Source organism: Sodaliphilus pleomorphus (assembly GCF_009676955.1).
Classification (GTDB): Bacteria; Bacteroidota; Bacteroidia; order Bacteroidales; family Muribaculaceae; genus Sodaliphilus; species Sodaliphilus pleomorphus.
This window is the reverse complement of the sequence record NZ_CP045696.1, coordinates 579,902-602,952: the sequence shown is the minus strand read 5'-3', so window position 1 is coordinate 602,952 and position 23,051 is coordinate 579,902. Positions and strand designations below refer to the sequence as shown.

The 23,051-nt window shown below is 54.0% G+C and carries 15 protein-coding genes and 2 pseudogenes; 10 read left to right on the top strand and 7 right to left on the bottom strand.

Features of this window, described 5'->3' with window-relative positions; genetic code table 11:
• Window positions 1-31: 31 nt before the first annotated feature.
• Window positions 32-889: a sigma-70 family RNA polymerase sigma factor gene (locus GF423_RS02475; RefSeq protein ID WP_154326885.1), complete on the bottom strand. Its 858-nt coding sequence runs from the start codon at window positions 887-889 to the stop codon at window positions 32-34.
• Between the two features lie 337 nt (window positions 890-1,226).
• On the opposite strand from GF423_RS02475, the gene GF423_RS02470 reads away from it, so the two are divergent.
• The 3 genes from GF423_RS02470 to GF423_RS02460 are packed head-to-tail and all read left to right on the top strand — an operon-like array spanning window position 1,227 to window position 2,876.
• Entirely contained in the window at window positions 1,227-2,351 is a 1,125-nt protein-coding gene (locus GF423_RS02470; protein ID WP_154326884.1) for a S1 family peptidase, read from the top strand.
• Window positions 2,352-2,384: 33 nt separating this feature from the next.
• Window positions 2,385-2,570 carry a DUF4250 domain-containing protein gene (locus GF423_RS02465; protein WP_154326883.1) on the top strand — a complete coding sequence of 62 codons (186 nt, stop codon included), beginning with the start codon at window positions 2,385-2,387 and terminating at the stop codon, window positions 2,568-2,570.
• 57 nt (window positions 2,571-2,627) lie between these two features.
• A complete protein-coding gene (locus GF423_RS02460; RefSeq protein WP_154326882.1) occupies window positions 2,628-2,876 on the top strand; it encodes a hypothetical protein in 249 nt (82 codons plus the stop codon).
• A gap of 7 nt (window positions 2,877-2,883) precedes the next feature.
• Here GF423_RS02460 and GF423_RS02455 read toward each other — a convergent pair whose 3' ends face one another.
• From GF423_RS02455 to GF423_RS02440, 4 genes are all read right to left on the bottom strand, one after another.
• On the bottom strand, window positions 2,884-5,190 hold the full coding sequence (locus tag GF423_RS02455; RefSeq protein ID WP_206113336.1) for a patatin-like phospholipase family protein: 2,307 nt from the start codon (window positions 5,188-5,190) through the stop codon (window positions 2,884-2,886).
• A gap of 137 nt (window positions 5,191-5,327) precedes the next feature.
• Window positions 5,328-5,537: a hypothetical protein gene (locus tag GF423_RS02450; protein ID WP_154326880.1), complete on the bottom strand. Its 210-nt coding sequence runs from the start codon at window positions 5,535-5,537 to the stop codon at window positions 5,328-5,330.
• Window positions 5,538-6,092: 555 nt separating this feature from the next.
• Window positions 6,093-7,085, bottom strand: coding sequence for a hypothetical protein (locus GF423_RS02445; protein ID WP_154326879.1), 993 nt, complete (start codon window positions 7,083-7,085; stop codon window positions 6,093-6,095).
• A 53-nt stretch (window positions 7,086-7,138) separates the two neighbouring features.
• Complete coding sequence (locus tag GF423_RS02440; protein WP_154326878.1) at window positions 7,139-9,859, bottom strand: hypothetical protein; 2,721 nt, start codon at window positions 9,857-9,859, stop codon at window positions 7,139-7,141.
• Between the two features lie 472 nt (window positions 9,860-10,331).
• Between GF423_RS02440 and GF423_RS14150 the strand changes: the two are divergent.
• A pseudogene (locus GF423_RS14150) lies at window positions 10,332-10,637 on the top strand (homocysteine S-methyltransferase family protein); the annotation flags it as partial.
• Between the two features lie 117 nt (window positions 10,638-10,754).
• On the opposite strand, the pseudogene GF423_RS14145 reads toward GF423_RS14150, so the two are convergent.
• Together GF423_RS14145 and GF423_RS02430 are read right to left on the bottom strand one after the other, a co-directional pair.
• Window positions 10,755-11,189 (bottom strand): annotated as a pseudogene (locus GF423_RS14145) (patatin-like phospholipase family protein); the annotation flags it as partial.
• A 316-nt stretch (window positions 11,190-11,505) separates the two neighbouring features.
• Window positions 11,506-11,700 carry a hypothetical protein gene (locus GF423_RS02430; RefSeq protein WP_154326876.1) on the bottom strand — a complete coding sequence of 65 codons (195 nt, stop codon included), beginning with the start codon at window positions 11,698-11,700 and terminating at the stop codon, window positions 11,506-11,508.
• 267 nt (window positions 11,701-11,967) lie between these two features.
• Here GF423_RS02430 and GF423_RS02425 point away from each other — a divergent pair, with 267 nt between their 5' ends.
• From GF423_RS02425 to GF423_RS02400, 6 genes are all read left to right on the top strand, one after another.
• On the top strand, window positions 11,968-14,751 hold the full coding sequence (locus GF423_RS02425) for a M12 family metallo-peptidase (protein ID WP_154326875.1): 2,784 nt from the start codon (window positions 11,968-11,970) through the stop codon (window positions 14,749-14,751).
• A 246-nt stretch (window positions 14,752-14,997) separates the two neighbouring features.
• Window positions 14,998-16,551 carry a lipopolysaccharide biosynthesis protein gene (locus GF423_RS02420; RefSeq protein ID WP_154326874.1) on the top strand — a complete coding sequence of 518 codons (1,554 nt, stop codon included), beginning with the start codon at window positions 14,998-15,000 and terminating at the stop codon, window positions 16,549-16,551.
• Window positions 16,552-16,561: 10 nt separating this feature from the next.
• Window positions 16,562-17,752: a glycosyltransferase gene (locus GF423_RS02415; protein ID WP_154326873.1), complete on the top strand. Its 1,191-nt coding sequence runs from the start codon at window positions 16,562-16,564 to the stop codon at window positions 17,750-17,752.
• A gap of 127 nt (window positions 17,753-17,879) precedes the next feature.
• Entirely contained in the window at window positions 17,880-18,284 is a 405-nt protein-coding gene (locus GF423_RS02410; RefSeq protein ID WP_154326872.1) for an OsmC family protein, read from the top strand.
• A 262-nt stretch (window positions 18,285-18,546) separates the two neighbouring features.
• A complete protein-coding gene (metH, locus tag GF423_RS02405; RefSeq protein ID WP_154326871.1) occupies window positions 18,547-22,065 on the top strand; it encodes a methionine synthase in 3,519 nt (1,172 codons plus the stop codon).
• The gene (locus tag GF423_RS02400; RefSeq protein ID WP_154326870.1) at window positions 22,062-23,018 is read left to right on the top strand and encodes a methylenetetrahydrofolate reductase; all 957 of its coding nucleotides are present in this window, start codon (window positions 22,062-22,064) and stop codon (window positions 23,016-23,018) included. The genes metH and GF423_RS02400 overlap by 4 nt, the downstream gene beginning before the upstream one ends.
• Window positions 23,019-23,051 lie beyond the last annotated feature (33 nt).

Below are 23,051 nucleotides of genomic sequence, written 5' to 3'. Positions count from 1 at the left end.
GGGCAGCAATCTCTTCTCTCTTTTGTATAAATCAGCCTAAATAGGCTTTCAGCAATTTGCTCTTCTGTCCTTTCAAGCGGCGTATGGCCTTCTCCTTGATCTGGCGCACACGCTCGCGGGTGAGGTCAAACTTGGCTCCTATCTCCTCAAGGGTCATCTCCTGGCAGCCTATGCCGAAGAACATCTTGAGGATGTCGCGCTCGCGGGGATTGAGCTGGTCGAGGGCACGGTTCACTTCCTTGGCCAGCGACTCCTGGTTGAGCGAGGCATCGGCCATGGGCGAGTCGTCGTTGGGCAGCACGTCGAGCAGGCTGTTGTCCTCGCCGTCGACAAAGGGGGCGTCGACCGAAACGTGGCGGCCCGACACCTTCATGGTGTCGGCAATCTTCTCCACTGGCACGTCGAGCTGGTCGGCAAGCTCCGAGGCCGATGGGCGGCGCTCGTTTTCCTGCTCAAAGCGTTGCAGGGCCTTGCCTATCTTGTTGAGCGACCCCACTTGGTTGAGGGGCAGGCGCACGATGCGCGACTGCTCGGCCAGCGCCTGGAGTATGGACTGGCGTATCCACCACACCGCATAGGAGATAAACTTGAAGCCGCGCGTCTCATCGAATTTCTGGGCTGCCTTTATAAGGCCTAAATTACCCTCGTCGATCAAGTCGGGAAGACTCAATCCCTGATTCTGGTACTGCTTTGCCACCGATACTACAAATCGAAGATTGGCGCTCACAAGTTTGTCGAGAGCAGCTTGATCACCTTGCTTGATGCGTTGTGCAAGCTCAACTTCCTCGTCGACGGTGATAAGGTCCTTTCGGCCTATTTCCTGTAGATACTTGTCAAGCGATGCACTCTCGCGATTGGTGATTGATTTTGTAATCTTAAGTTGTCTCATTTATTACGATGATGTTGATGTAGAGTTTAAATCAAGCAAAGGTAGTAATTTATCCTTGCCTGGCCAAATCTTTGGCCGCATTTTTTGTGCCAATGCAATTATTTAACTCCATTTTGTCGCTTTTATTGTGGAGCCGGGTGCTTAAATGCCAATATTTCATGGCGTGCCGGCCATATATGTGGCCTCAGGGTTTAGACAGGTGGAAAAATTAACGTATATTTGCGTTTGTAAAACGACGGCGGCACTGCACCGCATGGTTCACCGAGTGATCTGCGTTGTGCCGACGGCGAGAAATTGGTAAGATAATTGTAGAAATGAGAATAATCAACAACTCGAAATGATGAAAAAAACGGTATTGATGTGCCTCGTGGCGCTCGTGGCGCTCGTGGGCTGCAAGCGCGACCCGGTCGACATCTACAAGCAGAACGAGTCGGGGGTGGTGATGGTGCTCAACAAGTTCTACTACAAGATGCGCCTGCCCAACGGCCGGTACTTGTATTTCTCAGGGCTCGACGAGGATGGAAATCTCGAGAACCTGACCGACGTTGAGGAAAAAATACGCAACAACGCCCAGGTGTCGTTTGGCACGGCATTTTTTGTCGACGACCGTGGCACAATGCTCACCAACCGCCACGTGGCCTCGCCGCCCATCGACCGCGAGCTGGTGAAGCAGGGCTTTGCACAACTGGTGCGCTCGGTTGCCGCCGGGCTCGAGCTGCGCATGCAGGAGCTGGAGCAAGAGTACCGCGCCCTGGAGCTGCAGCGCAGCGATGACTCCTACTATTATGACGAGGAGGGCAACCTGGTGCAGGAAGAGGCCGACAACACCGATATCGACTACCGCCAGCAGCAGTTGCAGCAGGCCTACTTAGAGCTTGAGGCCAACTTGAGCAACGTGGAGCAGTTGAGCGACGCGTCGCAAATCGACATCAAGCCGGTGTGCCGGCTGGGCATCGCCTACGACAACAGTCACGTGAACAGCGACGCCGACTTCTTGCAGCGCAACCCTTGCACTGTGGTGCGCATGGCCGGCGATGAGGATGTTGACCTGGCCTTGCTCAGGCTCGACAACGGCACCACTCCCCGCGGCGTGCACGTCTTTGACATTGCGGGCAGCCGTAGCGGCTGGCTGAGCCGCTTGCTGGGCCGCGGCAACGGCGACGATGACCTCAAGATCAACTCCAAGGTGTACATGATAGGTTATAACGCCGGGCCAGTGGTGGGCTCGACGCGCAGGGGCATCAAGGCACAGTTCACGAGCGGCAATGTCACGCAGCAACCCGACGGGCAACGTGTGCTCTACAGCATTCCCACTGTTGAAGGCTCGAGCGGCAGTCCCGTGGTCGACGAGAATGGCAACCTGGTGGCAGTGAACTTTGCCAAGCTGGCCGTGGGGCATGCCGAGAATTTCAACTTCGGCATCCCGCTCTCCAAGGTGAAGCAATTCATGAGACTAAAATAATAAGAACAGTTACGACTCAAAAAAAAACAATTTATGGACCATCTGCCCGAGCACGACGTGCCGATGCTGGTCTCGGCCATCAACTTCTTGTTGCGCGACGAGGAGTTTGACAATCTCGACCAGATATGTTATCACTTCAACCTCGACCGCAGGCAGCTCGAGGCAAAGCTCGAAGCCGCAGGCTTCCACTACGACGAGCGCCACAATCGGGTGTGGTGATGCTTTTCTCCCTTTTAAATGCAATGATATTTTGACTTCAATACACACTCTCACCCAATGATTACACGCGACAGCATCGAGCAGGCCTACAGTTTCTTCCACCAGAAGTGGAGGGTATACAAGTTCTCGACCATGGAGTGGCAGCGCGACGACATTGAGAGCGCCATAGGCGACTATGTGGCAATGATGAGCCCCGACCTGTACCAGGCCATTGCCCGTGGCAACAGCCACTATCTGCTCGACCACACCGCCTTTGCGGCCGACTTGGAGTCGGCCGTCGACCGTCTTGAGCAACTCCTGGCTTGAGCCGGGTTCAGAATACCAGCCCCAGGTTGATGTAGAACGAAGCCTTGTGGCTCATCGAGTTCCAACCCACATAGGCGCCCAGTGGACCCACGATGGTGCGGTACACATAGCCGGCGCGCACACCGAAGTAGGGGGTGTGGTCAAGGGTGTTTTTCACTTTCTCGCCATGCTCGGCCACGGCAAAGTCGGCCAGCACAAAGTTGTTTTGCGTCAGTTGGTAGCGGGCGCCCATGTCGACGGCGGCAAAGCTGTTGCCGGTGTACTCCACGTGGCCGAGGCCGGCAAAGGGCAGCTGCTGGTCGAAGTAGTGGCCAAACCATGGGCCGCCCACATAGTTTTGCAGCACATAGGGGGCCGTGTCCTTGAAAATGAGTCGCCCGTAGACGCCGGGCTGTAGCACCATGTGGCTGCCCACCCGCCAGGTGCTGCGCCAGCGTGCCATGACGGTTGCCAGAGCGCTTGTGCCGTGGAAATGTACAAAATTGGTAGTGTATAGGCCCGCTTGCACCTCGGCGCTTGACCCGCGTGTGGTGAAGTAGGTGTCGTCTTCGTTATTATAGTACAGGCGGGCGTGATAGGAGAAGTAATGGTCGTTTTCGATGAGGATACTGTCGGCCCCGTTGCGTCCCAGCATGTCGCGGTAGCGATAGTAGCTCCAGCGCACATAGAGGTCCATCATGAAGTTGCTCACCACAAATCCCTTGAAGCCGAGCTCGGCCATGTGGCGGTAGTAGCGCATGTCGTAGTAGCGCTTGCCGTGGCGGTAGAGGTCGATGTCGTTGTAGGAGAAGTTGTAGCCCAGCGCGAGGTTGCATGTGCTCGATGTGCTCAGGGTAGAGGTGAGGCCGGCCTTGATGCGCTTGCCCAGGCGCAGCTTCGCCTCGAGGGTGTAGGGATGTTTTTTGAGTCCTGCAATGTTGGGGAAGAAGCTTTCAATTTGTATGGCGGCAAGCTCCTCGCTGTCGAACCGCGCTCCCAGATACACCTGGCTGGCTTTTTTCCCCTCGGTGTCGAAGTGCAGCCGGTAGCCATTGCTGTGGTCGCCCAGCAGCTGGTAGCTGGCGTCGTTGTAGTAGAGCCGCCCGCGCAGCTCGGTGATGACGTTCTCAATCTGGTCGATGCTGAGCTGCTTGCGCTCGAGGTGAAATTTCTTGCGCAGCAGGTGCTCTTCGGCAGGCAGCACGTGGGTAAAGGTGACGGCGGCAATGGGCACGGTCTCAAGCACGGGGTGGCTGTAGCCGGCTGAGCGGCGGCGGGCGGTGTTGGCGGTGGTGTCGTCGTCCAGTGCCAGGCCCAGGCGGGCCTTGAGGGCCATGAGCTCGTGCCAGTGGCTCATGGCGCAACGCTCGCCGCGGGCGATAAGGGTGTCGACAGCTGCTGGCTGGAAGCTCATCGAGTTGTAGGGGTCGGCGTCGATTTGCAGGGCAATGTCGGTGTCGGCCCAGTTCTGGCGAAACTTGTTCTCGGTGTGCACCTCGGCAATGCGCGTGATCACGGCACCAGGCTTGTTGAAGTCGGCGTTGGTCATGTCCTTTATCTTGTTCAGGTTCACGCCTATCACATAGTCGGCGCCCATGCTGCGTGCCACGTCTACGGGGTAGTTGTTGCGCAGGCCGCCGTCGACAAGCACCATCGAGTCGAGCCTCACAGGGGTGAACATGCCGGGTATCGACATCGAGGCGCGCATGGCTTGTGCCACATAGCCGCTGTGCATGTCGACTTCCTGAAACTTGACCATGTCGGTAGCCACGGCGCAGTAGGGTATGGGCATGGTATTGAAGTCGATCGAGTCGTGGAAGCCCACGGCCAGGTGGGTGAACAGGTTGGCCAGGTTCTGCCCCTTGACCAGGGCCTGCTGCGTGAAAGCGCCCATGCCCAGCTGTGAGAGAGGCAGCGTGTAGACGTACTTGTCGCCACGAGTCTTCGATTCCAGGTTCATCTGCTTGCGGTCGAGGTTGTCGCTGAGCAGGAAGGTCCAGTCCTGGTGGCGCACAAGCGTGTCGAGCTCGCTGGCGCTGTAGCCCATGGCGTAGAGACCGCCCACGAGCGACCCTATGCTCGTGCCGCATATCATGTCGATGGGGATGCCGGCACGCTCAATGACCTTGAGCACACCCACGTGGGCCATGCCCTTGGCTCCGCCGCCACCCAGCACCAGAGCCACACGGGGGCGGTGATGAGGTGTGGCAATGGCGGTTGTGCTGCCTACAACCGTCACGGGTTGGCTCAAAACCGAGTCGGCTGCGGCCCGTGTTTGGGCCGTAGCCGATGATATTGTGCTCAGCAAGAGCAGTGTGAGTATAAGCTTATACATAATAACTTGACGTAGTGTTTTGTTTGCAGAATGGTTTTGCATCACAAAATTAATTTTTTTTGAAATTTTGTGCAAGTCCTGTTTTTCCAAAACACCGCTCTGCTCAATCCCGGGCGAGTGGGCTTCCTTTGATTGATTTAAAGTGTGTGTGTCGGGCTGCCGCCGGGGCATGGCGCGCACATGGGAGCGGGCCGTGCCGCCGACTCAGCCTTGCGGCTGCGTGCCGTGAGCCAGTTGAGGAAGATAAACGGTACTGTGAATCCCAGCAGGGCAATGATGGGCGTGTACCAGTTGGATGCCAAAATAATGCTTATCGATGCCCAAATGAGTGTGCTTGTATTCATCATCGTGAAAATTTAATGTGTTGTTCTTTGTTTCATGTGCAAAGGAACAATCAACGGGTGCAAGAATTAAGCACTATTTGTTTAATAAACGTTAAGATGTGTGTGTGATGCGCTTTTGATGTCATAAGCACAGGAAGTAATATCTTGAAATGTTTTACGGGGCTGTAGTAAAAATCGGATGTTAAAAAACTGCAGACTTTGGCAAGGCTGACACCAACGGTGCGGCAGAACAGGCATGAAGACTGTAACCAACTGATTCAAGCGCCTTTCAGGCACTTCCTGTTTGTTGTCTTCTTCTCTCAAATGGCACATTAGCACCTCGGCGCAAGTGCCGCCTCAGTGGTTGGGACACGGGAATTCTACAAAAAGCCAACATCCCCATCTTCCTGCCAGCCAACCCATACGCTGGAATTTCAACAATTCAACTGACTTTCACTCTGCCCCAAAACTTGGGGCACACCATGGAATTGTGGAAAATACATGGTGTGCCCCATCACTATCTATGAGAAAGTTATTTCGCTGTTTTCTGTGGCTTGGTAGTTGGTCGTTTCCGGGAGTCTATTTAATGAGCACCTTTTTCCCGTTGTGGATATAGATGCCGTTGCCGGGGTTTTCTACGACCTGTCCTTTCAGATTATAATAATTTCCATCTTCCTTTTCTCCTTTATTGGTTGTGTTCACATCTTTTACCGATGTGGAATTGAAAAATCTGTTATTGAAGTAGTCGTAGTGGTTGGCTTTGTAGATGATTTCGTCGTTCTCAGTTACACAGTATAATGCGCAGTCTGCCCAGGTTATTTCACCCCACGGGCTGATTACACTAGGAAATTCGTAATGGAAATCCATGAAAGTGCTTTTTGGTCTGTATACCCGGTCAAATCCAATTCCATTGATGTAGTCTTGATAATCTTCATCCCAAATTGTATCTTTATCCCAAGTTTCCTTGCTTATTTTATTTCCGCATTTTGCAATTTTATAGACATCTTGTTCTTCGCTATTAATGAGCTTGCTGCCATTCTTGGTTGCTTTATAGAAAAAATACAAGGGACGAATTTTCCCATCCTTCGGCAAAGAGGTGAACATACAGTCTACGAGAGAATAATTTGGAATTCTTTCAATAAATGATTTCGGGTCATTGAAGTCATATATCTGGAATTCCCCTGTTCCTATATAATTTCTTGAGGGTATACCCCCATACCAGCCCGTGATAAAACGAACAATGTATGGGTAATTGTAAATGCAATATACTTTTTTGTTCTCCTCCCTGACATATCCTAGCACCAGGTTTTTCACAAGTATGCTGTTTGTGTAGCTCAGTGTGTCATTGTACGACTGAATGCATTTTTTATATTTTCTTCCGTCAATCACCGTGTCGCCTTTGAACTCAACGGTGCGCAAGACGCATTTGTAAGAGTGGTCATATGCCGAGCCAACCACGCCATAGACCCATTTCCTGCCCTCCCGCACCATCACGGGCTCGGCGTTGTTTTGTGCCGTCAGGTTTCCAAATCCAAGTATTGCTGTCAACATAAAAATTACTATCTGTTTCATTTTTCTTTTCTTTTAATATGTTGTTATAATCTATTTAAATTCACATTGTTAGTTTATTTCTTGATTACCTGAACAGAATCGGCAACATCTCCGTTCACTAATAGGTTGACCACATAGGCCCCCGCAGTCAGGCTTGAGGTGTCGAGAATGCATGATTTCTCTCCTGGCACCAGAGCGAGCTCGATTGCCGGCTGGCTTTGTGACACGCTTGTGAGCCTTATCGCGCTGCCTTGCTTAGCAGGCAATGCCAGAGTCACGTTTGCCTGGTTGCCTACTGGATTCGGGCTGACGGAGAGGATGCTGTTGGTGCCATTTAGTGTAGTGGTGACGAATTCCGTTGTGCCGTTTGGTTTATTTGTGGTTGCCAGCAGATATTCTCCGGTCTTGAAGTCGGTGCCCAGAACCACTTTCTTGCCCTCTGAGATCAACGATGCGCTGGGGTCATACCACTGGCATTCGCTTTCGGGGGCCACATTGGTGGCTTCAAGAGCGCAACCCTCATCAGCGTTGTTGGTAACCACAATGCCGGGACCCGATATGGTGCCTGTTCCAGTTGCTGACTTGAAGAGATATTTGAACGACTCAGCATCTACAATGTTGCCGCCTGCGTCCTTGAGAAGCAGATGAAACACGTGTTCTCCATCTTCACTAGCCGAGATCATTTTGAAGTCGAACACCAGTTTTGCATCGAACATCTTGCCCTGAGGCAGTAATATGTTCTGGATTTTGCTGTCGGTTCCTTTCAGAACAAATGCAGTTCCATCGGTTTTGTCAATATCAACGTCTTGCGACTGGCCGCCGCCGGCAATCCATGCGTTGTGCAAGTCATCGCCCACTTTGAGCGCGATATTGGAGTTGGTGAATGCGTTGTGGTCCTTGCTGGGTTTGTCAGCCATCACCTCGATGCTGTAGGACTGGGTCCCTGTTTTGGGGTTCATTATGCTGATGGGCAGGGTGGTTCTTTGGTAAGGCTCAAGTTGCGTTCCGTTCTTTCTCACCATTGTCTTTCCAAGGGTCGGGTCAATCACAGTCATTCTGTTCACAGCCACATTCTTGCTCTCGGGCCCTAGAACGGGGTCAGTACCCTCGGGAAAGTCAAATGTGTCGGTCTCGTTTGGGGGGGCAATAATGGCCATCAGGTCGAAGGGCAGCACATCGCCCACGATGTCGGAGGAGTTGAGCAACGATTTGGGCATATGGCAAACGAATTCATTGATCAGAGAGCCCTGAGGTGAGATGGATGTGGTGAGCGGTTGGGTACCGAGCCAGCTATCGAGACTAAAGTACAGGGAATCGTTGCCCAGACCAAGAGTCTTTGGTTTCCAGAATAAATCAACCTGTTTGTTGTCGTGTTGGTATTCAGCAGGCCCCGCATTGTTCACTCTCACATAAACATAGATTTCATCCTGTTTGTTCAAGGGTTGGCTTGACTGGTTTTCAAAACCGTCGGCATTGTTTCGCACCCATATGTCAGGGCTGTTCCAGGTGACAAGTCCGGTGGAAGTATTATCCCCCTTGTCTTGCTCGTTGTCGCGGATGTAGAGACTATAAAAGCGGCTTGGCAGATCACTGTTGTTGAATGCGAGCTCATCGGCAAGTTTCTTGGGGGTGGATACGCAGGTAGGGTTATTGTAAGAAGGATAAGAAGCATTATAAGCTGAATAGTTAAAAGCCTCTTTCATGGTGACTTTTCCGTCGAGATTTGTATCGGCCTCATTCCCCAGGGAGGCTCCGGAACTACGGTCAACGCCTGCCATGGCATCTATCCAATATCTTAGGAATTCTGCATTTGATGTCCTTGAATCGCTGCGAATGCTGTTGTTGTCGGTTGTTATAACCATGTTTTCCCCCTGAATAACTTCTTGTAAGCCTTCTGATTGACTGCAACATATCAGCAAGCTGAAAATGTTGTTGGGCATTTCTCTAAACCATTCCTTAACATAGATGGCAGGGATTCGATCGTCAAAAGTGAATTCAGCGTTTAAGTAGTTTTCCCCTACAAGACTACCTCCAATATAGAATACAAACACGTGTTTTTTTTCAACACTTTCTTTTGACATTGACTTGAAAAAGTTGTATAGGTTGTCGAGTGTTGCTTCCTGCACATTCTCATTAGAACCATCAAAATCCAAGTCATGATTTAAATTGTTACCACCGTCACTGGCAAAAATGTTGATATTGTCTTTGGAAATTAGATACTTTTGGGTGAACAACTGGTAGATTTGCGAGCACATATCCCAGTCATATTGCCAGTAGTTTATTCCATCATTTCCCATGAGAATAATCACTTTTGTGTCGGTTGCAGCTGGATTGGATTCAAGCGGCTTGAAACCACTGGCCTGTGCCAGCCTCATCGCACGGTGCGGAAGATTCAGGGCAATGTTCTTCTCGGCGCACTGCAGTTTAAGCGAGTGCGGGATGAGGCTGCCTTTTACTCTGAAATGAGGAATTTCCTTTGAGCTGTCAACCTCTTTAGGGATGTAGAAGTAGCTGCAGTCATGTCCCCAACGCAAGAGGGGCTGCTCGTCGACGGCAATGAGCCATTTCTCATCACTGCCCGATAACCAGTCGATTGATGCAGCTTCATCGGTGTTCACCGGAGAGTAATACTTGTTTACGTACTTTTCAACAGACCCCACATAGTAATTCACCGAATCGGCGCGTTCACCATAGAGGCTCTTGACCAACTGTAGAGCTGTTGATTGGTCCACCACAGTTGCTTGCAACAAAAATGCAACTGATGCCAACAAGAAAATTGAAAAAAACTTTTTCATAATTGGTTTGTTTAGAGTTTGTTGCATTGTCCTGAATGTCGGAGCTTTTCAGGAAGAAAGCAGGGCATGAAGGCATGCGGGTTTGATGATGAACTAATCTGACGCAAATATAATCATGACTTTTTAAATATTCAAAATTTTATTAACTTTTTTTATCCGAGGTAATTTGATAAATATAAATATTTTAGGCGCATATCTAATTGCAGAATCGCGCATGCCTGGCTTCATGCGTTGTGGGGCGAGTGACGTTGTACATGCAAGTTGGAGACAAGCTCCTGCCATGGGTGCTTACCTCCCAGATAGTTTGAACCTCGACCTTAATATGTTTCCGAAATATTATTTTGCTAAAATGAGAAATTCTGATTTTAAGATTTAATATTAGTCTGTGCACAGAATTATATTCTGTATTTTTCTTATTATGTAAAATAATTTTGCTTGTAATCTTAAATAGCAATAACTTTGCACGCAAAATATGGAATACAACGATAAAAACATATGTGAAGCACTCAAGAGCCGTATCCTCATTTTAGACGGAGCCATGGGCACGATGATTCAGTCGAAAGGCCTTACCGAAAGCGATTTCGCCGCAGGGCCCTTCGCAGGCTGGCCAGTTGCCTTGAAGGGCAACAACGATGTGCTCAACATCACCCGCCCCGATGTGATAGGGGCAATACACCGCAGCTATATAGAGGCGGGGAGCGACGTGATCACCACCAACACATTTAACTGCACACGCATTTCGCAACAAGAGTACGGCTGCCAGGAGCAGGTGGGCGCGATGGCCCTTGCCGGGGCGCGTATTGCTCGCGAGGCGGCCGACGGTGCCGGGCACCATCGAGTCGAGCCTCACGGGGGTGAACATGCCGGGAATCGACATAGATGCCCGCATGGCTTGGGCCACATAGCCGCTGTGCAAGTCCACTTCCTGGAACTTGACCATGTCGGTAGCCACAGCGCAGTAGGGTATGGGCATGGTGTTGAAGTCGATGGAATCGTGGAAGCCCACGGCCAAGTGCGCGAACAGGTTGGCCAGGTTCTGCCCCTTGACCAGGGCCTGCTGCGTGAAAGCGCCCTTGCCCAGCTGTGAGAGAGGCAGCGTGTAGACGTACTGGTCGCCCCGTGTTCTCGATTCCAGGTTCATCTGCTTGCGGTCGAGGTTGTCGCTCAGCAGGAAGTTCCAGTCCTGGTGGCGCACGAGCGAGTCGAGCTCGGTGGCGCTGTAGCCCATGGCGTAGAGCCCGCCCACGAGCGAGCCAATGCTGGTGCCGCATATCATGTCGATGGGTATGCCAGCGCGCTCAATGACCTTGAGCACACCCACGTGGGCCATGCCCTTGGCACCGCCGCCGCCCAGCACGAGGGCCACTTTGGGCCTGTGGCCTGGAGGGACCGCTGTGGCCGTGGCGGGCAAAACAGTGTCGGCTGCAATGCCCGTGGTGCGGGCCGCAGCCGACAATGTGGTTGACAGTGATAACAGTAAAAATAGAGTGAGCACCAGTTTTTGCATGATTTGAGCGCTTTTGGAATGATGAGATGTGCAAATTTATGTTTTTTTCTCGTCATGGCCAAATTGGGCAGGGTGCCACAGTGTGCTCACTCGCTGTGTGTGTTGTGCATGGATCGATGCGTGTGCAGAGGCGGGGGGCTCACTTGGGCCTTGCCTCAAGCGAGAGGGCGATGCGCTTGCTCCCGCTCCAGCGCTCTTGCCAGCGGTGCAGCGAGCTGAGGCAGTTGAATGTGATGAATGGAATGGTGAAGCCCAGTAGCGCGATGGCTGGAGTGTACCAGCTGGAAATGAGCACGATGCTCAGCGTGGCCCATAGGAGTGTACTTGTGTTCATAGTCGTATGATGTGTTAAAGTGTTGTTGTTTCTGTTTTACAGTTGCAAAGTAAATGGGCACAAGTGCCAAAAATAGGCATTGCAGTGTTAACTAAAATTAAATTCTTCTCGTCAACTGTTTTTTGGGGGGCGTGTGTGTCCAAAATTAACAGCCATGGCTTGGTAGCGAGGTGGGGGAGCACTATCTTTGCACACTCGTGCCGCGTTTAACGCATGTGTTGCAACGTAGCGCGGTGCGCAATATCGATAATATTAAAATATTAGAATATGAGAAATTATTTTCCTGAAAATTTGAGACTGCTGGCGGCTCTGGCTGCATGTATGCTGCTGGGCGCGGCGTCGTGGGCCCAGCCCGAGGTGACCGCGCAAGCTCCTCGTGGGTGCCTGCTGCAAGTTGACCCGTGCTATCAGGCAATAGCCAGCCGGGGGCAGCGCCGCGTGCCTTCGCACTTTGACGACGGCGACAAGGGCAGTGTCGTGCGCAACACAGGCCGCGTCTACACCTTCAGACTCGCCACGCTTGTGGCACCCGAGTATATCGATGTGTGGTTTCCCGAGTATGGCGGCAACGCCCGTGCCCACAAAGATGAGGTGCGAGCCAAGATACACGACTGGTGGGATCGTCTCGAGCAAGCGCTCAACGAGCTCTATCGCGAGCCTGTGGGCATAGCCTTCAAGGTGGTGCGCGACGACCGTCTCATCCTCTTCGACTATGCCGAGATCGGCAACCAGGCCTCGCGTGCCATCGACTTGATACTGAGCCGCAAGTATATCGACAGCCTGCTCAATGTGCCCGACGGCTACGACCTGGGCATTGTGATAGGCAACCCGGGCGGCGGCCGTGCCGGCACTGCCTGGCTGGGCAGTGCCGTGGGCTACAACAAGGGAGCTGCCGTGGCAGTCAACTCGTTCACGACCATTGCCCACGAGATAGGGCATTGCTTCGGAGCCTCACACACGCACCAGAAGGATGATTCCAACTGTACCGAACCGGGCCAGGGCACGAGTGTGATGAGCTACGGCTCGCCGCGCGACTTCTTTGCCCTGTCGAGCATTGCACAGATGCGGTCGGTGCTGGCCAACATCAACTACTACACCGACGAGGCGCGTACGCAACTGGTGGAGGTGCAGCACGACTCTACTGTAAACCGCCCCTGTGCCAGCGACGAGCAGGGCGAGACTCCCGTAATCGACCGTGAGCAGCTCAGGGCCGAGTATGCTGTGACCGCCGGAAGCAACTTCCAGATTGCGGTGCCTGTGACCAGAGCAGCAGGCGACGCGAGCGGCTACTACTACAGTGTGCACCCCTACGATGTGTCGCTCGACAATGTGGACAATGCTAACCCGCTCAAGCCGGCCTTCAAGGAGACGCGCGACAGCTGCGTGGCCTTTGAGCCCCGATATATCGACCCGGTGAATGTGAAAGCCGACAAAAACTTGCTCGAGCCCTATTCCGACAGCTCGATGCCTGGCGTCTACACCTTCATGGCGGCTGTGCGCAACCACTCGCGCTACGACAGCAAGACGGTGAAGGTGAGAATCGTGAAGGGCGAGCCGTTCAGAATCACCCAGGTCGACTGTGTGGCCCAGAGCTATGTGCGATCGATGGGCCGCGACTGCACCTTGCACTGGGAGCCCTGCACAGCCCTGTACGGGCGCGACAGCAAGGTGCGCATCCTCATGTCGGACGATTTCGGACGCACCTACAAGTATATCTTGGCCGACGGCGTGCCCAACGACGGTCAGCACACCGTGACCTTGCCCTATGTCACAATAGGCACCGGCAAGTTTCACGGCTGGTCGATTCAGGAGTATGGCGGCCGTTTCAAGATCGAGGTGATGGGCGAGGCGGCCTATGCTGTATATCCCGAGGCGGCCTACAGCTACAACGAGAGCAACCCGTCGCACTCGATACCGGCGGGCTTCACGCTCAATCCCACCGATCAGAGATATGCCTTTGCCACAGTCTCGGGGGCGCCGTTGCCTGCCGCAATCGACACGATTGCCAGTGTTGCCTCGCTGCCGGCACCGGTCGAGCTGGTGGCCTATCGCACACGCAACCCCAGTGAGACCCATGCGGCCACCGTGGCCCCCGATGTGACCGAGGGCAGCATCGTGCGCCGCAGCTACACGGCCCGTTGCGGCGACGTCGACTACAGCTACACGCAGGTTTTCAAGTTGCCCGATGTGGTGCCCCAGCACGAGTTGCTGCGCCGCAAGGCTGCACAGCTCAAGCCCATGGCCAGTGAGCTGCGCCGCAACTTGGGCCGGCTGGGCTATCCCGGCACTCAGCTCGAGGCCTCGCAACGCCTGCTGGCACTATACGATAAGGTGTACGGCGACAACGAGGTGAAGGCCTCGGCCACCATGGCACAGCTCGAGGAGCTCGCCAGCGTGCTCACCACCCTCACGCACATTGGCGACAACGATGTGGTGATGCCCGAAAACGGGCGCTACTACCAGTTGCGCTTCTACCTCGACCCCTATGGGCGCGAGAAGTACTGGTATCTTGCCGAGGACGACGACAACGGGCAGTACTTCACCACCGACTCTGCCCAGGCTGCCCGCTGGTTGTGCACCCGTGGCGCCAGTGGCGCCTTGCATTTCATCGGCGACAAGGGCAAGGAGGCCTTCGACGACTACACCCCGGCCGGCCACAACGAGCGCAACCTGGTGTTTGACTCGTTCACCAATCCTGGCCACGATCTCACCCTGCAGCGGGGCTACAGCTGGGGAGCATTCACCTTGCTCAATCCTGCGGGCTTCGGGTGCCAGATGAGCGTGGGCGGTCGGTTCTCTACCGTGCGTGGTGCTGGCAATGGCCCCATGACTGTCGACCAGCGTTGCAACTGCACGGCCGGCCTCGTGGTATCGACCGATGTCCAGCTCATCGACTTGGGCTCGACTGCCGTCACGAGTGTCGAGGCGGCTCCTCGTGGCAACGGCTCTCGCGATGTGTACAGCCTCGACGGCCGGCTGATGGGCCAGTCGCTCGACGGCCTTGCCCCTGGGGTGTATATCTACAAGGGCAAACTCTACATCAAGCGTTAGCCTCGCGAGCGGCCTCGTGCCGACGTGTGCCTTGGTTCTGATTTTTCTGAGAGAAAAAACTCTCAGATACGATAAAATTGTTGTATCTTTGCTTATGGCTTCTAAGTTTAGGCTTTATTGTTTCGCGATTTTAAAGTAACTCTTTTTTCAATGAGACTAATAAACTTTGAAGCTTTTTTTATTGCAAATCCACAATGTATACGCATGAGCGAACTTCCACTTGTGCAACATAAGTAATGAATGAGTATGCCCGAGAACAATAGCTTGGCAAATAAGCGCATAGCAAAGAATACGGTTCTTCTCTACATGAGAATGCTGTTGTTGCTTGCTATCAGTTTATATACCTCAAGGATAGTTCTAAACACCCTGGGCGTCACCGATTATGGCATCTACAATGTCGTGGGCGGTGTGATTACCATTCTGGGCTTTGTCACGGGCTCTCTGGGCGGAGCTACATCGCGATACATTACAACCGCCTTGGGCAAGGGCGATAAGCACGCGCTCCTGAAACTGTTCAGCAGCATCCTGTTCATTCATTATTTCGCTGGAGCCATTATTTTTGTGTTGAGCGAAACCGTCGGGTTGTGGTTTGTTCTCACGCAATTGAATATTCCCAATGGCAGGATGCCGGCTGCAATGTGGGTCTACCAGCTCTCGATACTGGCTGCCATTGTCAACATGATAAGCATTCCATACAATGCTGTGATCATAGCGCATGAAAAGATGTCGGCTTTTGCCTACATCAGCCTTCTCGATGCCACGTTGAAGCTGTTGATTGCTTTCTTGCTACAGATCAGTCCCACCGACAAGCTTATTTTGTATTCGGTCCTGATACTGCTGGTGCAGCTTTTAGACAGGCTCCTCTATTATTTTTATTGCCAAAAGCACTTTGAGGAAACAAGGACTAAGGCAAAGTACAACAAAGAATTGTTTAGAGAAATATCGGCCTATGCAGGTTGGACAATCACCGGGGAATTGTCGGTTGTGGGCTACACCCAGGGATTGAATGTGCTGCTCAACATCTTCTTCAACCCCGCCGTGAATGCAGCAAGAGGCATTGCGGTGCAAATTCAGGGTATATGCAGCCAGTTCAGTACCAACTTTGAAATGGCGCTCAACCCACAGATAACTAAAAACTATGCTCAAGGCAACTTTGAGCGCATGCATCATCTCATCATTCATGGCTCAAAGTTTTCCTATTACATATTCTTTTTTATCCTTTTGCCATTGACACTCGAGGCGCCGTTTGTATTAAAAATATGGTTAGGAGAGGTGCCGCCCTATTCTGTCATTTTCCTACGGCTCACGCTTGTCATCGGCATCCTTTTTACGCTCAAGAATTTCATCATTGTAGCAGTACATGCAACCGGAACGATAAAACGGTTTCAAATCATTGAAACTTCTATGCTCCTCTCGATTGTCCCAATTGCCTACATTGGACTTAAATATTTTCATTTTGCTCCCGAGAGCGTATTTATTGTTCATATAGCTGTAGAGATTGTCACGCAACTGGTCAGACTGATGATCGTTTTGCCCATGATTGGCATGTCGATGCTGGTCTACATGAAAAAAGTGGTGTTGCCGCTTGTCGTGGTAACGATAATTGCGCCAGTGCTGCCCACTGTGCTCTACATGTATTTAGGCAATGCCGTGGTCAATTTTTTCGTCGTGTGCCTTGCAGCTGTAGTATCCTCGTGCTTGACAATATATTACATAGGTTGCACAGGGCAGGAACGCAGTTTCATCAATGCTCAACTGGCGAGTGTAGCAAGTAAATTCAATATCTCGTTTAAGAAATAAGATTCATCACATGAATGTCCTTTTTCTCACTTCCTTCAAGGTGAGCCCTACCCAAGGTGGGACTGAGCGTGCAACTATCTCGGTAGCTACAGGCCTTCGTGAGTTATATGGCTGGCACTGCTTCTCAGCCTATATCGTTGGTGCCGCTACCGCAAGGGCCGAGTGCTTCGACGCCGAATACTGCGTGGGGGGCAAGGGGCGGTTGAATGCGCTGCGCGACATCATTGTCGACAACGACGTCGACTTTGTTGTGGTTCAGGGAATTTTTGAATTGGTGAAGCCGCTACGGGCGATAACCCGCGATTTAAAGTGCATGACGGTCGTCGCCCACCATTTCCAGCCTGGCTGGGAAACACATTTCATGACTTTTGACGACTATGTGGGCCAGTGGAAAAAGTCTCCCGACCCTTTGCGGTGGTGCAAAAGGGGCGTCGACTTGCTTCTTTACCCCATACTCAGAGCCCGGTATCTGCACAAGTTGCCTGCTGAGTATCATGAAGCCTATGCCTGTGCCGACGCAGTTGTGCTATTGAGTAAAAACCACGTGCGGCCTTTCATGCAGTTTGGGCACATCGATGACGAGCGCAAGTTCCATGTCATCCCCAACAGCTTGTCTTTTCCCACGTTCTTGCCTAAGGAGAAAATCAACAACAAGAAGAATGTTGCCTTGATCGTTTCTCGCTTAGACGACCCTCCCAAAAGAATATCTTTGGCCATCAAGATATGGAATGCCGTGAAGCAGCACAAGGAAGCCGATGACTGGAAGCTAAACATAGTGGGGCACGGCCCTTACATGCATGCTTATCAACAGTTGATAAAGAAGTTGGGCACGCCCGACGTTTATCTCCTCGGCAGGCAGGCGCCCAATAGGTTCTACGAGGAGTCGTCTATCTTCATGATGACCTCCAAGAGCGAGGGTTGGGGCCTCACTGTGACCGAGGCTCAGCAAATGGGTGTTGTGCCCATAGCTTTTAATAGCTACGCATCGCTGTGCGACATCATCACCGACGGCGACAATGGCTTGGTGATACCAGAATGTGATGCGGCACAGTATGTCGAAAAGCTGCTTTGGCTCATGAGCCATGTGCCCGAAAGAAGAAGGCTGGCGGCACAGGCGATCGACAGTGCTCATCGATATGAAAACAGCAAGATTGTAGAGCTATGGCATGCGCTATTCAAACAGCTAAAAGATGAAAAATAAGATATTTTGAGTTTTTTATATAACGCATGTTAAATGTAGCTCCAGGTTGTGAGAATTATGGAAATTAATACCTATATTTGTCTCAATCATTATCTATTAACAACCAAAAAATATCAACTGAGAAATTATGAGTATTACAAGAGCAACCTATGTTGGCAATGGTAGAGTGGAGGCTGTGCACAATGCCTCGCAAGTGATGGTTACAACCGATGCCGGCAAGGCAGTGGGCGGCCTGGGTGTGCACCAGACCCCCGTTGAGCTGCTGGGCAACGCGCTGGCAGCCTGCGCCCTCACCATCATGGGCCTGCAGGCCGGCAAGGCTGGTGTAGACTTCACAGGCTGCTATGCCGAGGTGGGAGAGTGCGAGGAAGACATGCAGAAGTTTGTGGTCACCCGCATCCCCATCACTTTCCATCTCAAGGCCTCGTATGATGCCAAACTGCGTGCCAAGCTCGAGAGCTTCGCCCACAGGGCCTGCTTTGTGGGCAACACGCTCACGGCCGAGAAGGCTTTCACGTTCATCTATGAGTAGGGCTTGCCCTCCTCCATGCATCCAGCCCCGCAGCGACGGCACCCCCACATGGTCTTGCAAGTTGCTGCGGGGCTTGCTTTTTGGCTTTTCCTTGCAACGTTTACTGGGTGCCTGTGACAGAAAAATATTTTAATTATTAAAAATATGTGTGCTTTAAATCGTGAAAAATTCAATATATCGGAATAGGATTTTGTATTTCACTTTAAATGTAAAATAATTTTGCTTGTAATTTAGGATTGCTGTAATTTTGCAACCAGCAAGTATGAACTACAACGATAAAAACATAGAACAGGCGCTGCGCGAGCGCATCTTGATACTCGACGGAGCCATGGGTACACTCATCCAGAGCAAGGCGCTGCGTGAGAGCGACTATGCTACGGGCCCCTTTGCGGGGTGGCCTGTTGCCCTCAAGGGCGACAACGATGTGCTCAACCTCACGCGCCCCGATGTGATACGGGCAATACACCGCAGCTACATCGAGGCGGGGAGCGACGTGATCACGACCAACACGTTTAACTGCACACGCATTTCTCAACAAGAGTACAGCTGCCAGGAGCAGGTGAGTGCCATGGCCCTTGCCGGGGCGTGTCTTGCTCGCGAGGCGGCCGATGCTGCCGGGCGCACTGTGTGGGTGGCGGGGAGCTTGGGCCCTACCAGCAAGTCGCTCTCGCTGCCCAGCGATGTGAATGTGCCCGAGAGCCGTGCAGCCAGCTTCGACGAGATGGCCTCCTGCTACCGCGAGACGGTGAGAGCCTTGCGCGAGGGCGGTGTCGACGTGCTGCTGCTCGAGACGTGCTACGATGCCCTCAATGCCAAGGCTGCTCTATATGCCATAAGCCAGGTCGATGAGGAGCTGGGCTGTCGCATCCCGGTCATGTTGTCGGTCACGGTCAACGACCGCAGCGGCCGCACCTTGACGGGGCAGACGCTCGCGGCCTTCTATTGCAGCGTGAGCCACTACCCGCTGCTCTCGTTCGGGCTCAATTGCAGCTTTGGGGTGACCGAGTTGCGGCCCCTGGTAGAACGGCTGGCTGCCACAGTGCCGGCCTTCATCAGCTTGTATCCCAATGCGGGCTTGCCCAACGCCATGGGCGACTACGACGAGACGCCGTGCTACACGGCCCGGCACATCGAGGACATGGCTCAGGCCGGGCTGCTCAACCTGGCTGGCGGCTGCTGTGGCACCACGCCCGAGCACATTGCCCACATTGCACGCGCCCTGCGCGGCGTGAAGCCTCACGTGCCCTGTCGCGAGCAGGAGCACCTTGTGGTGTCGGGCCTCGAGACGGTGACGGTCGACAAGGCCGTGACCAACCTGGTGAATGTGGGCGAGCGCACCAATGTGGCTGGCAGCCGCAAGTTTGCCCGCCTCATTGCCGCGGGCAATCTCGACGAGGCCTTGCGGGTGGCACGCGACCAGATTGAGAACGGTGCCAGTATCATCGACATCAACATGGACGATGCCATGCTCGACAGCCGCCAGCACATGCGCCGCTTTGTGCGTTGCACGGCCAGCGACCCAGCTGTGGCCCGTGCGGCGCTCATGATTGACTCGTCCGACTGGGACACGATCGTCGAGGGGCTGAAAAATGCCCAAGGCAAGTGCATCGTCAACTCCATCAGTCTCAAGGAGGGCGAGCAGGCCTTCCTGGCCAAGGCCCGTGAACTGCGCAGGCTGGGGGCCGCCGTTGTGGTCATGGCCTTCGACGAGCGCGGGCAGGCTACCTGCCTCGAGCGCAAGGTGGAGATATGCCGCCGGGCCTATGACCTACTCACGCAGCAAGTGCATTTTCCTGCCCACGACATCATCTTCGACGTCAACGTGCTCTCGGTGGGCACGGGCATCGAGGCCCATGCCCGCTATGCGGTCGACTTCATCGAGGCTGTGCGCTGGATCAAGGCTCATCTGCCCGGGGCGCTCACGAGCGGAGGCGTGTCCAATCTGTCGTTTGCCTTCAGGGGCAACACGGTGGTGCGCCAGGCCATGCACTCGGTGTTTCTTTACCATGCCATTCAGGCCGGCCTCGACATGGCCATCATCAATCCTGGCATGATACAGGTGTATGATGAGATCGAGCCACGATTGCTCAAGGCCGTGGAAGATGTGATACTCGATCGCCGAAGCGATGCTACCGAGGCGCTCATCGCCCTGGCTCAAGAAATCAAGACCCAGGGGCAGGAGGCTGCAAGTCACGAGTCGACGGCTGCTGCCCAGTGGCGCAGCGGCAGTGTAGACGAGCGGCTGGCCCACGCACTGGTGAAGGGCGTGAGCGACTACCTGGCTGTCGACGTTGCCCAGGCACTCGAGCAGTGCGGCGGTAATGCTGTGCAGGTCATCGAGGGGCCGCTCATGGCTGGCATGGAGCGCGTGGGGCAGTACTTCGGCGAGGGCAAGATGTTTCTGCCCCAGGTCGTGAAGAGCGCCAAGGTGATGAAGCAGGCTGTGGCCCTGCTTCAGCCTGAACTTGAAAAACGCAACTCTGGCAACTCGCTGGTTGGCAAACCTCGTATTGTGCTGGCCACTGTGAAGGGCGATGTACACGACATCGGGAAGAATATCGTGAGCATTGTGCTGGCTTGCAACAACTTCGAGGTCATCGACTTGGGCGTGATGGTCGACAACACAACGATACTGGCTGCCGCACGGCGCTATGAGCCGGTGTTTGTGGGCGTGAGCGGCCTCATCACACCCTCGCTCAAGGAAATGGAAAACTTGTGCCGTCTCTTCGAGCGCGAAGGCATGAGGGTGCCCATCTTTGTGGGCGGTGCCACTACCTCGGCCGTACACACGGCAGTGAAACTGGCCCCCTTGTACAGCGGCGGTGTAATATATGGTGGCGATGCCTCGAGCACCTCGGTCTTTGCCAAGAAGTACCTGGCTCATCCCGCCCAGGAGCTGGCCGTGCTGCGGCAACGCCAGCAGCAACTGCGCCACGTGTATGCCGCCAGCCACAAGATGGCGTTGATGCCCTATGGCCAGGCTTGTGCCAGCGCCCCGCGTCTCGAGGCCGTGCAATGCTACCCGCGCCGGCGCGAGGTGCCGTTGCAAGTGAGCATCGAGCAGGTGGAGCCGCTCATCGACTGGCACATGCTGCTGCACTACTGGGGCTTCAAGCCGGGCCAGGAGAGCAGCGATCAGGCTCGGCTGGCGCTGGCTGCAGCCCGGCAGCAACTCGAGCAGGTGAAACGCGATAGCAGCATCGCCCTAAGGACTGTTGTGAAATACTATGATGCCTGCCGCCAGGGCAACGATATTGTGCTCGACAATGGCACGCGGCTGCCCATGCTCAGGGCTCAGAGCGGCAAGTGCGAGTCGCTGGCCGACTTTTTTCCCGAGCAGGGCACTGCCCCTATAGGCCTCTTCTGTGTCACGGCCGTCGACCAGTTGAGCGAGGGCGATCCCAAAGACTTTGAGCACCTCATGCAGCAGGGCCTGGCAGCACGCTTGGCCGAGGCTGCGGCCCAGTGGCTGCAAGAGCAGCTCTATAAGCCTGGCGATGTGGTGATAAGGCCCGCTTTTGGCTATGCAACTTGCCCCGATCACAGCCTCAAGGCGATAGTCGTCGATGCCCTCGACGCCCGCGAGCTGCTGGGCCTGTCGCTCACCGAGAGCTACATGATAGTGCCGGCTACCAGTGTGTGTGGTCTGCTTGTGGCTCACCCCGAGGCTCACTATTTTGCCGTGGGGAAAATCGACCGTGACCAGCTGGCCGACTATGCCCGCCGGCGCCGACTGCCCGTCGAGGAAGTAGAAAAATTATTAATCAACAATGTGCAATGACCAAGATTATCGACATCATCAACGGTAGCCACAAGCCCTTTGCCTCGTTCGAGATAGTGCCGCCCCTCAAGGGCAACGATGCGGCGCGCCTCTATGCGGCCATTGAACCGCTCATGCAGTTTGCCCCGCCGTTTATCAACGTCACCTGTCACCGCGACGAGGTGGAATATATCGACAACGGCGATGGCACCTACTCGCGCCTGACCCTGGCCAAGCGCCCCAGCACACTGGCCATCACGGCGGCCATCATGAGCCACTTCGACGTCGAGGTGGTGCCTCATGTGATATGCGGCGGGGCCTCGAAAACCAAAATCGAAAGCGAGCTGCTCGACCTCAACTTCATGGGTATCGACAATGTGGTGGCCCTGCGCGGCGACGCCATGACGGGGCAAAAGTTTTTTCAGCCCGAGCCCGACGGCTTTGCCCACAGCGATGAGCTGGTGGCCATGATTGCGCGACTCAACCGTGGCGAGTATCTCGACCCCAATGTAAAAAACGGCATATCCACCGACTTCTGCGTGGGCGTGGGAGCCTATCCCGAGAAGCACTACGAGGCAGCCAATCTTGAGACCGACATCGCACATCTCAAGGCCAAGGTCGATGCTGGCGCCCACTATGTGATTACGCAGATGTTTTTTGACAACAGCCGCTACTACGACTTTGTGCGGCGGTGCCGTGTGGCAGGCATCACGGTGCCCGTCATCCCCGGGCTCAAGCCCTTGTCCACGTTGCGCCAGCTTGAGCTGCTGCCCCGCAGCTTCCACATCGACCTGCCTCACGACCTGGTGACGGCCATTCTCCAAGCCCCCGACCCCGAGGCGGTGTATGAGGTGGGCATAGAGTGGTGCATCGCGCAAAGTCGCGACCTGCTGGCCCATGGCGTTCCGGCCATTCACTACTACACGATGGGCAAGGCCCGCAACGTGACAGCTGTGGTGCAGGCTGTGTTTTGATTGCTCCCGCCACGGGTGGCGGCATTGCACAGC

Bases quoted from the DNA above. Each gene is read 5' to 3' on its own strand.
- GF423_RS02420 (WP_154326874.1), top strand. From the start codon at position 14,998: ATGCCCGAGAACAATAGCTTGGCAAATAAGCGCATAGCAAAGAATACG.
- GF423_RS02455 (WP_206113336.1), bottom strand. From the start codon at position 5,190: ATGTATAAGCTTATACTCACACTGCTCTTGCTGAGCACAATATCATCG.
- GF423_RS02400 (WP_154326870.1), top strand. From the start codon at position 22,062: ATGACCAAGATTATCGACATCATCAACGGTAGCCACAAGCCCTTTGCC.
- GF423_RS02450 (WP_154326880.1), bottom strand. From the start codon at position 5,537: ATGATGAATACAAGCACACTCATTTGGGCATCGATAAGCATTATTTTG.
- GF423_RS02430 (WP_154326876.1), bottom strand. From the start codon at position 11,700: ATGAACACAAGTACACTCCTATGGGCCACGCTGAGCATCGTGCTCATT.
- GF423_RS02460 (WP_154326882.1), top strand. From the start codon at position 2,628: ATGATTACACGCGACAGCATCGAGCAGGCCTACAGTTTCTTCCACCAG.
- GF423_RS02410 (WP_154326872.1), top strand. From the start codon at position 17,880: ATGAGTATTACAAGAGCAACCTATGTTGGCAATGGTAGAGTGGAGGCT.
- GF423_RS02445 (WP_154326879.1), bottom strand. From the start codon at position 7,085: ATGAAACAGATAGTAATTTTTATGTTGACAGCAATACTTGGATTTGGA.
- GF423_RS02425 (WP_154326875.1), top strand. From the start codon at position 11,968: ATGAGAAATTATTTTCCTGAAAATTTGAGACTGCTGGCGGCTCTGGCT.
- GF423_RS02470 (WP_154326884.1), top strand. From the start codon at position 1,227: ATGATGAAAAAAACGGTATTGATGTGCCTCGTGGCGCTCGTGGCGCTC.
- GF423_RS02465 (WP_154326883.1), top strand. From the start codon at position 2,385: ATGGACCATCTGCCCGAGCACGACGTGCCGATGCTGGTCTCGGCCATC.
- metH (WP_154326871.1), top strand. From the start codon at position 18,547: ATGAACTACAACGATAAAAACATAGAACAGGCGCTGCGCGAGCGCATC.
- GF423_RS02440 (WP_154326878.1), bottom strand. From the start codon at position 9,859: ATGAAAAAGTTTTTTTCAATTTTCTTGTTGGCATCAGTTGCATTTTTG.
- GF423_RS02415 (WP_154326873.1), top strand. From the start codon at position 16,562: ATGAATGTCCTTTTTCTCACTTCCTTCAAGGTGAGCCCTACCCAAGGT.
- GF423_RS02475 (WP_154326885.1), bottom strand. From the start codon at position 889: ATGAGACAACTTAAGATTACAAAATCAATCACCAATCGCGAGAGTGCA.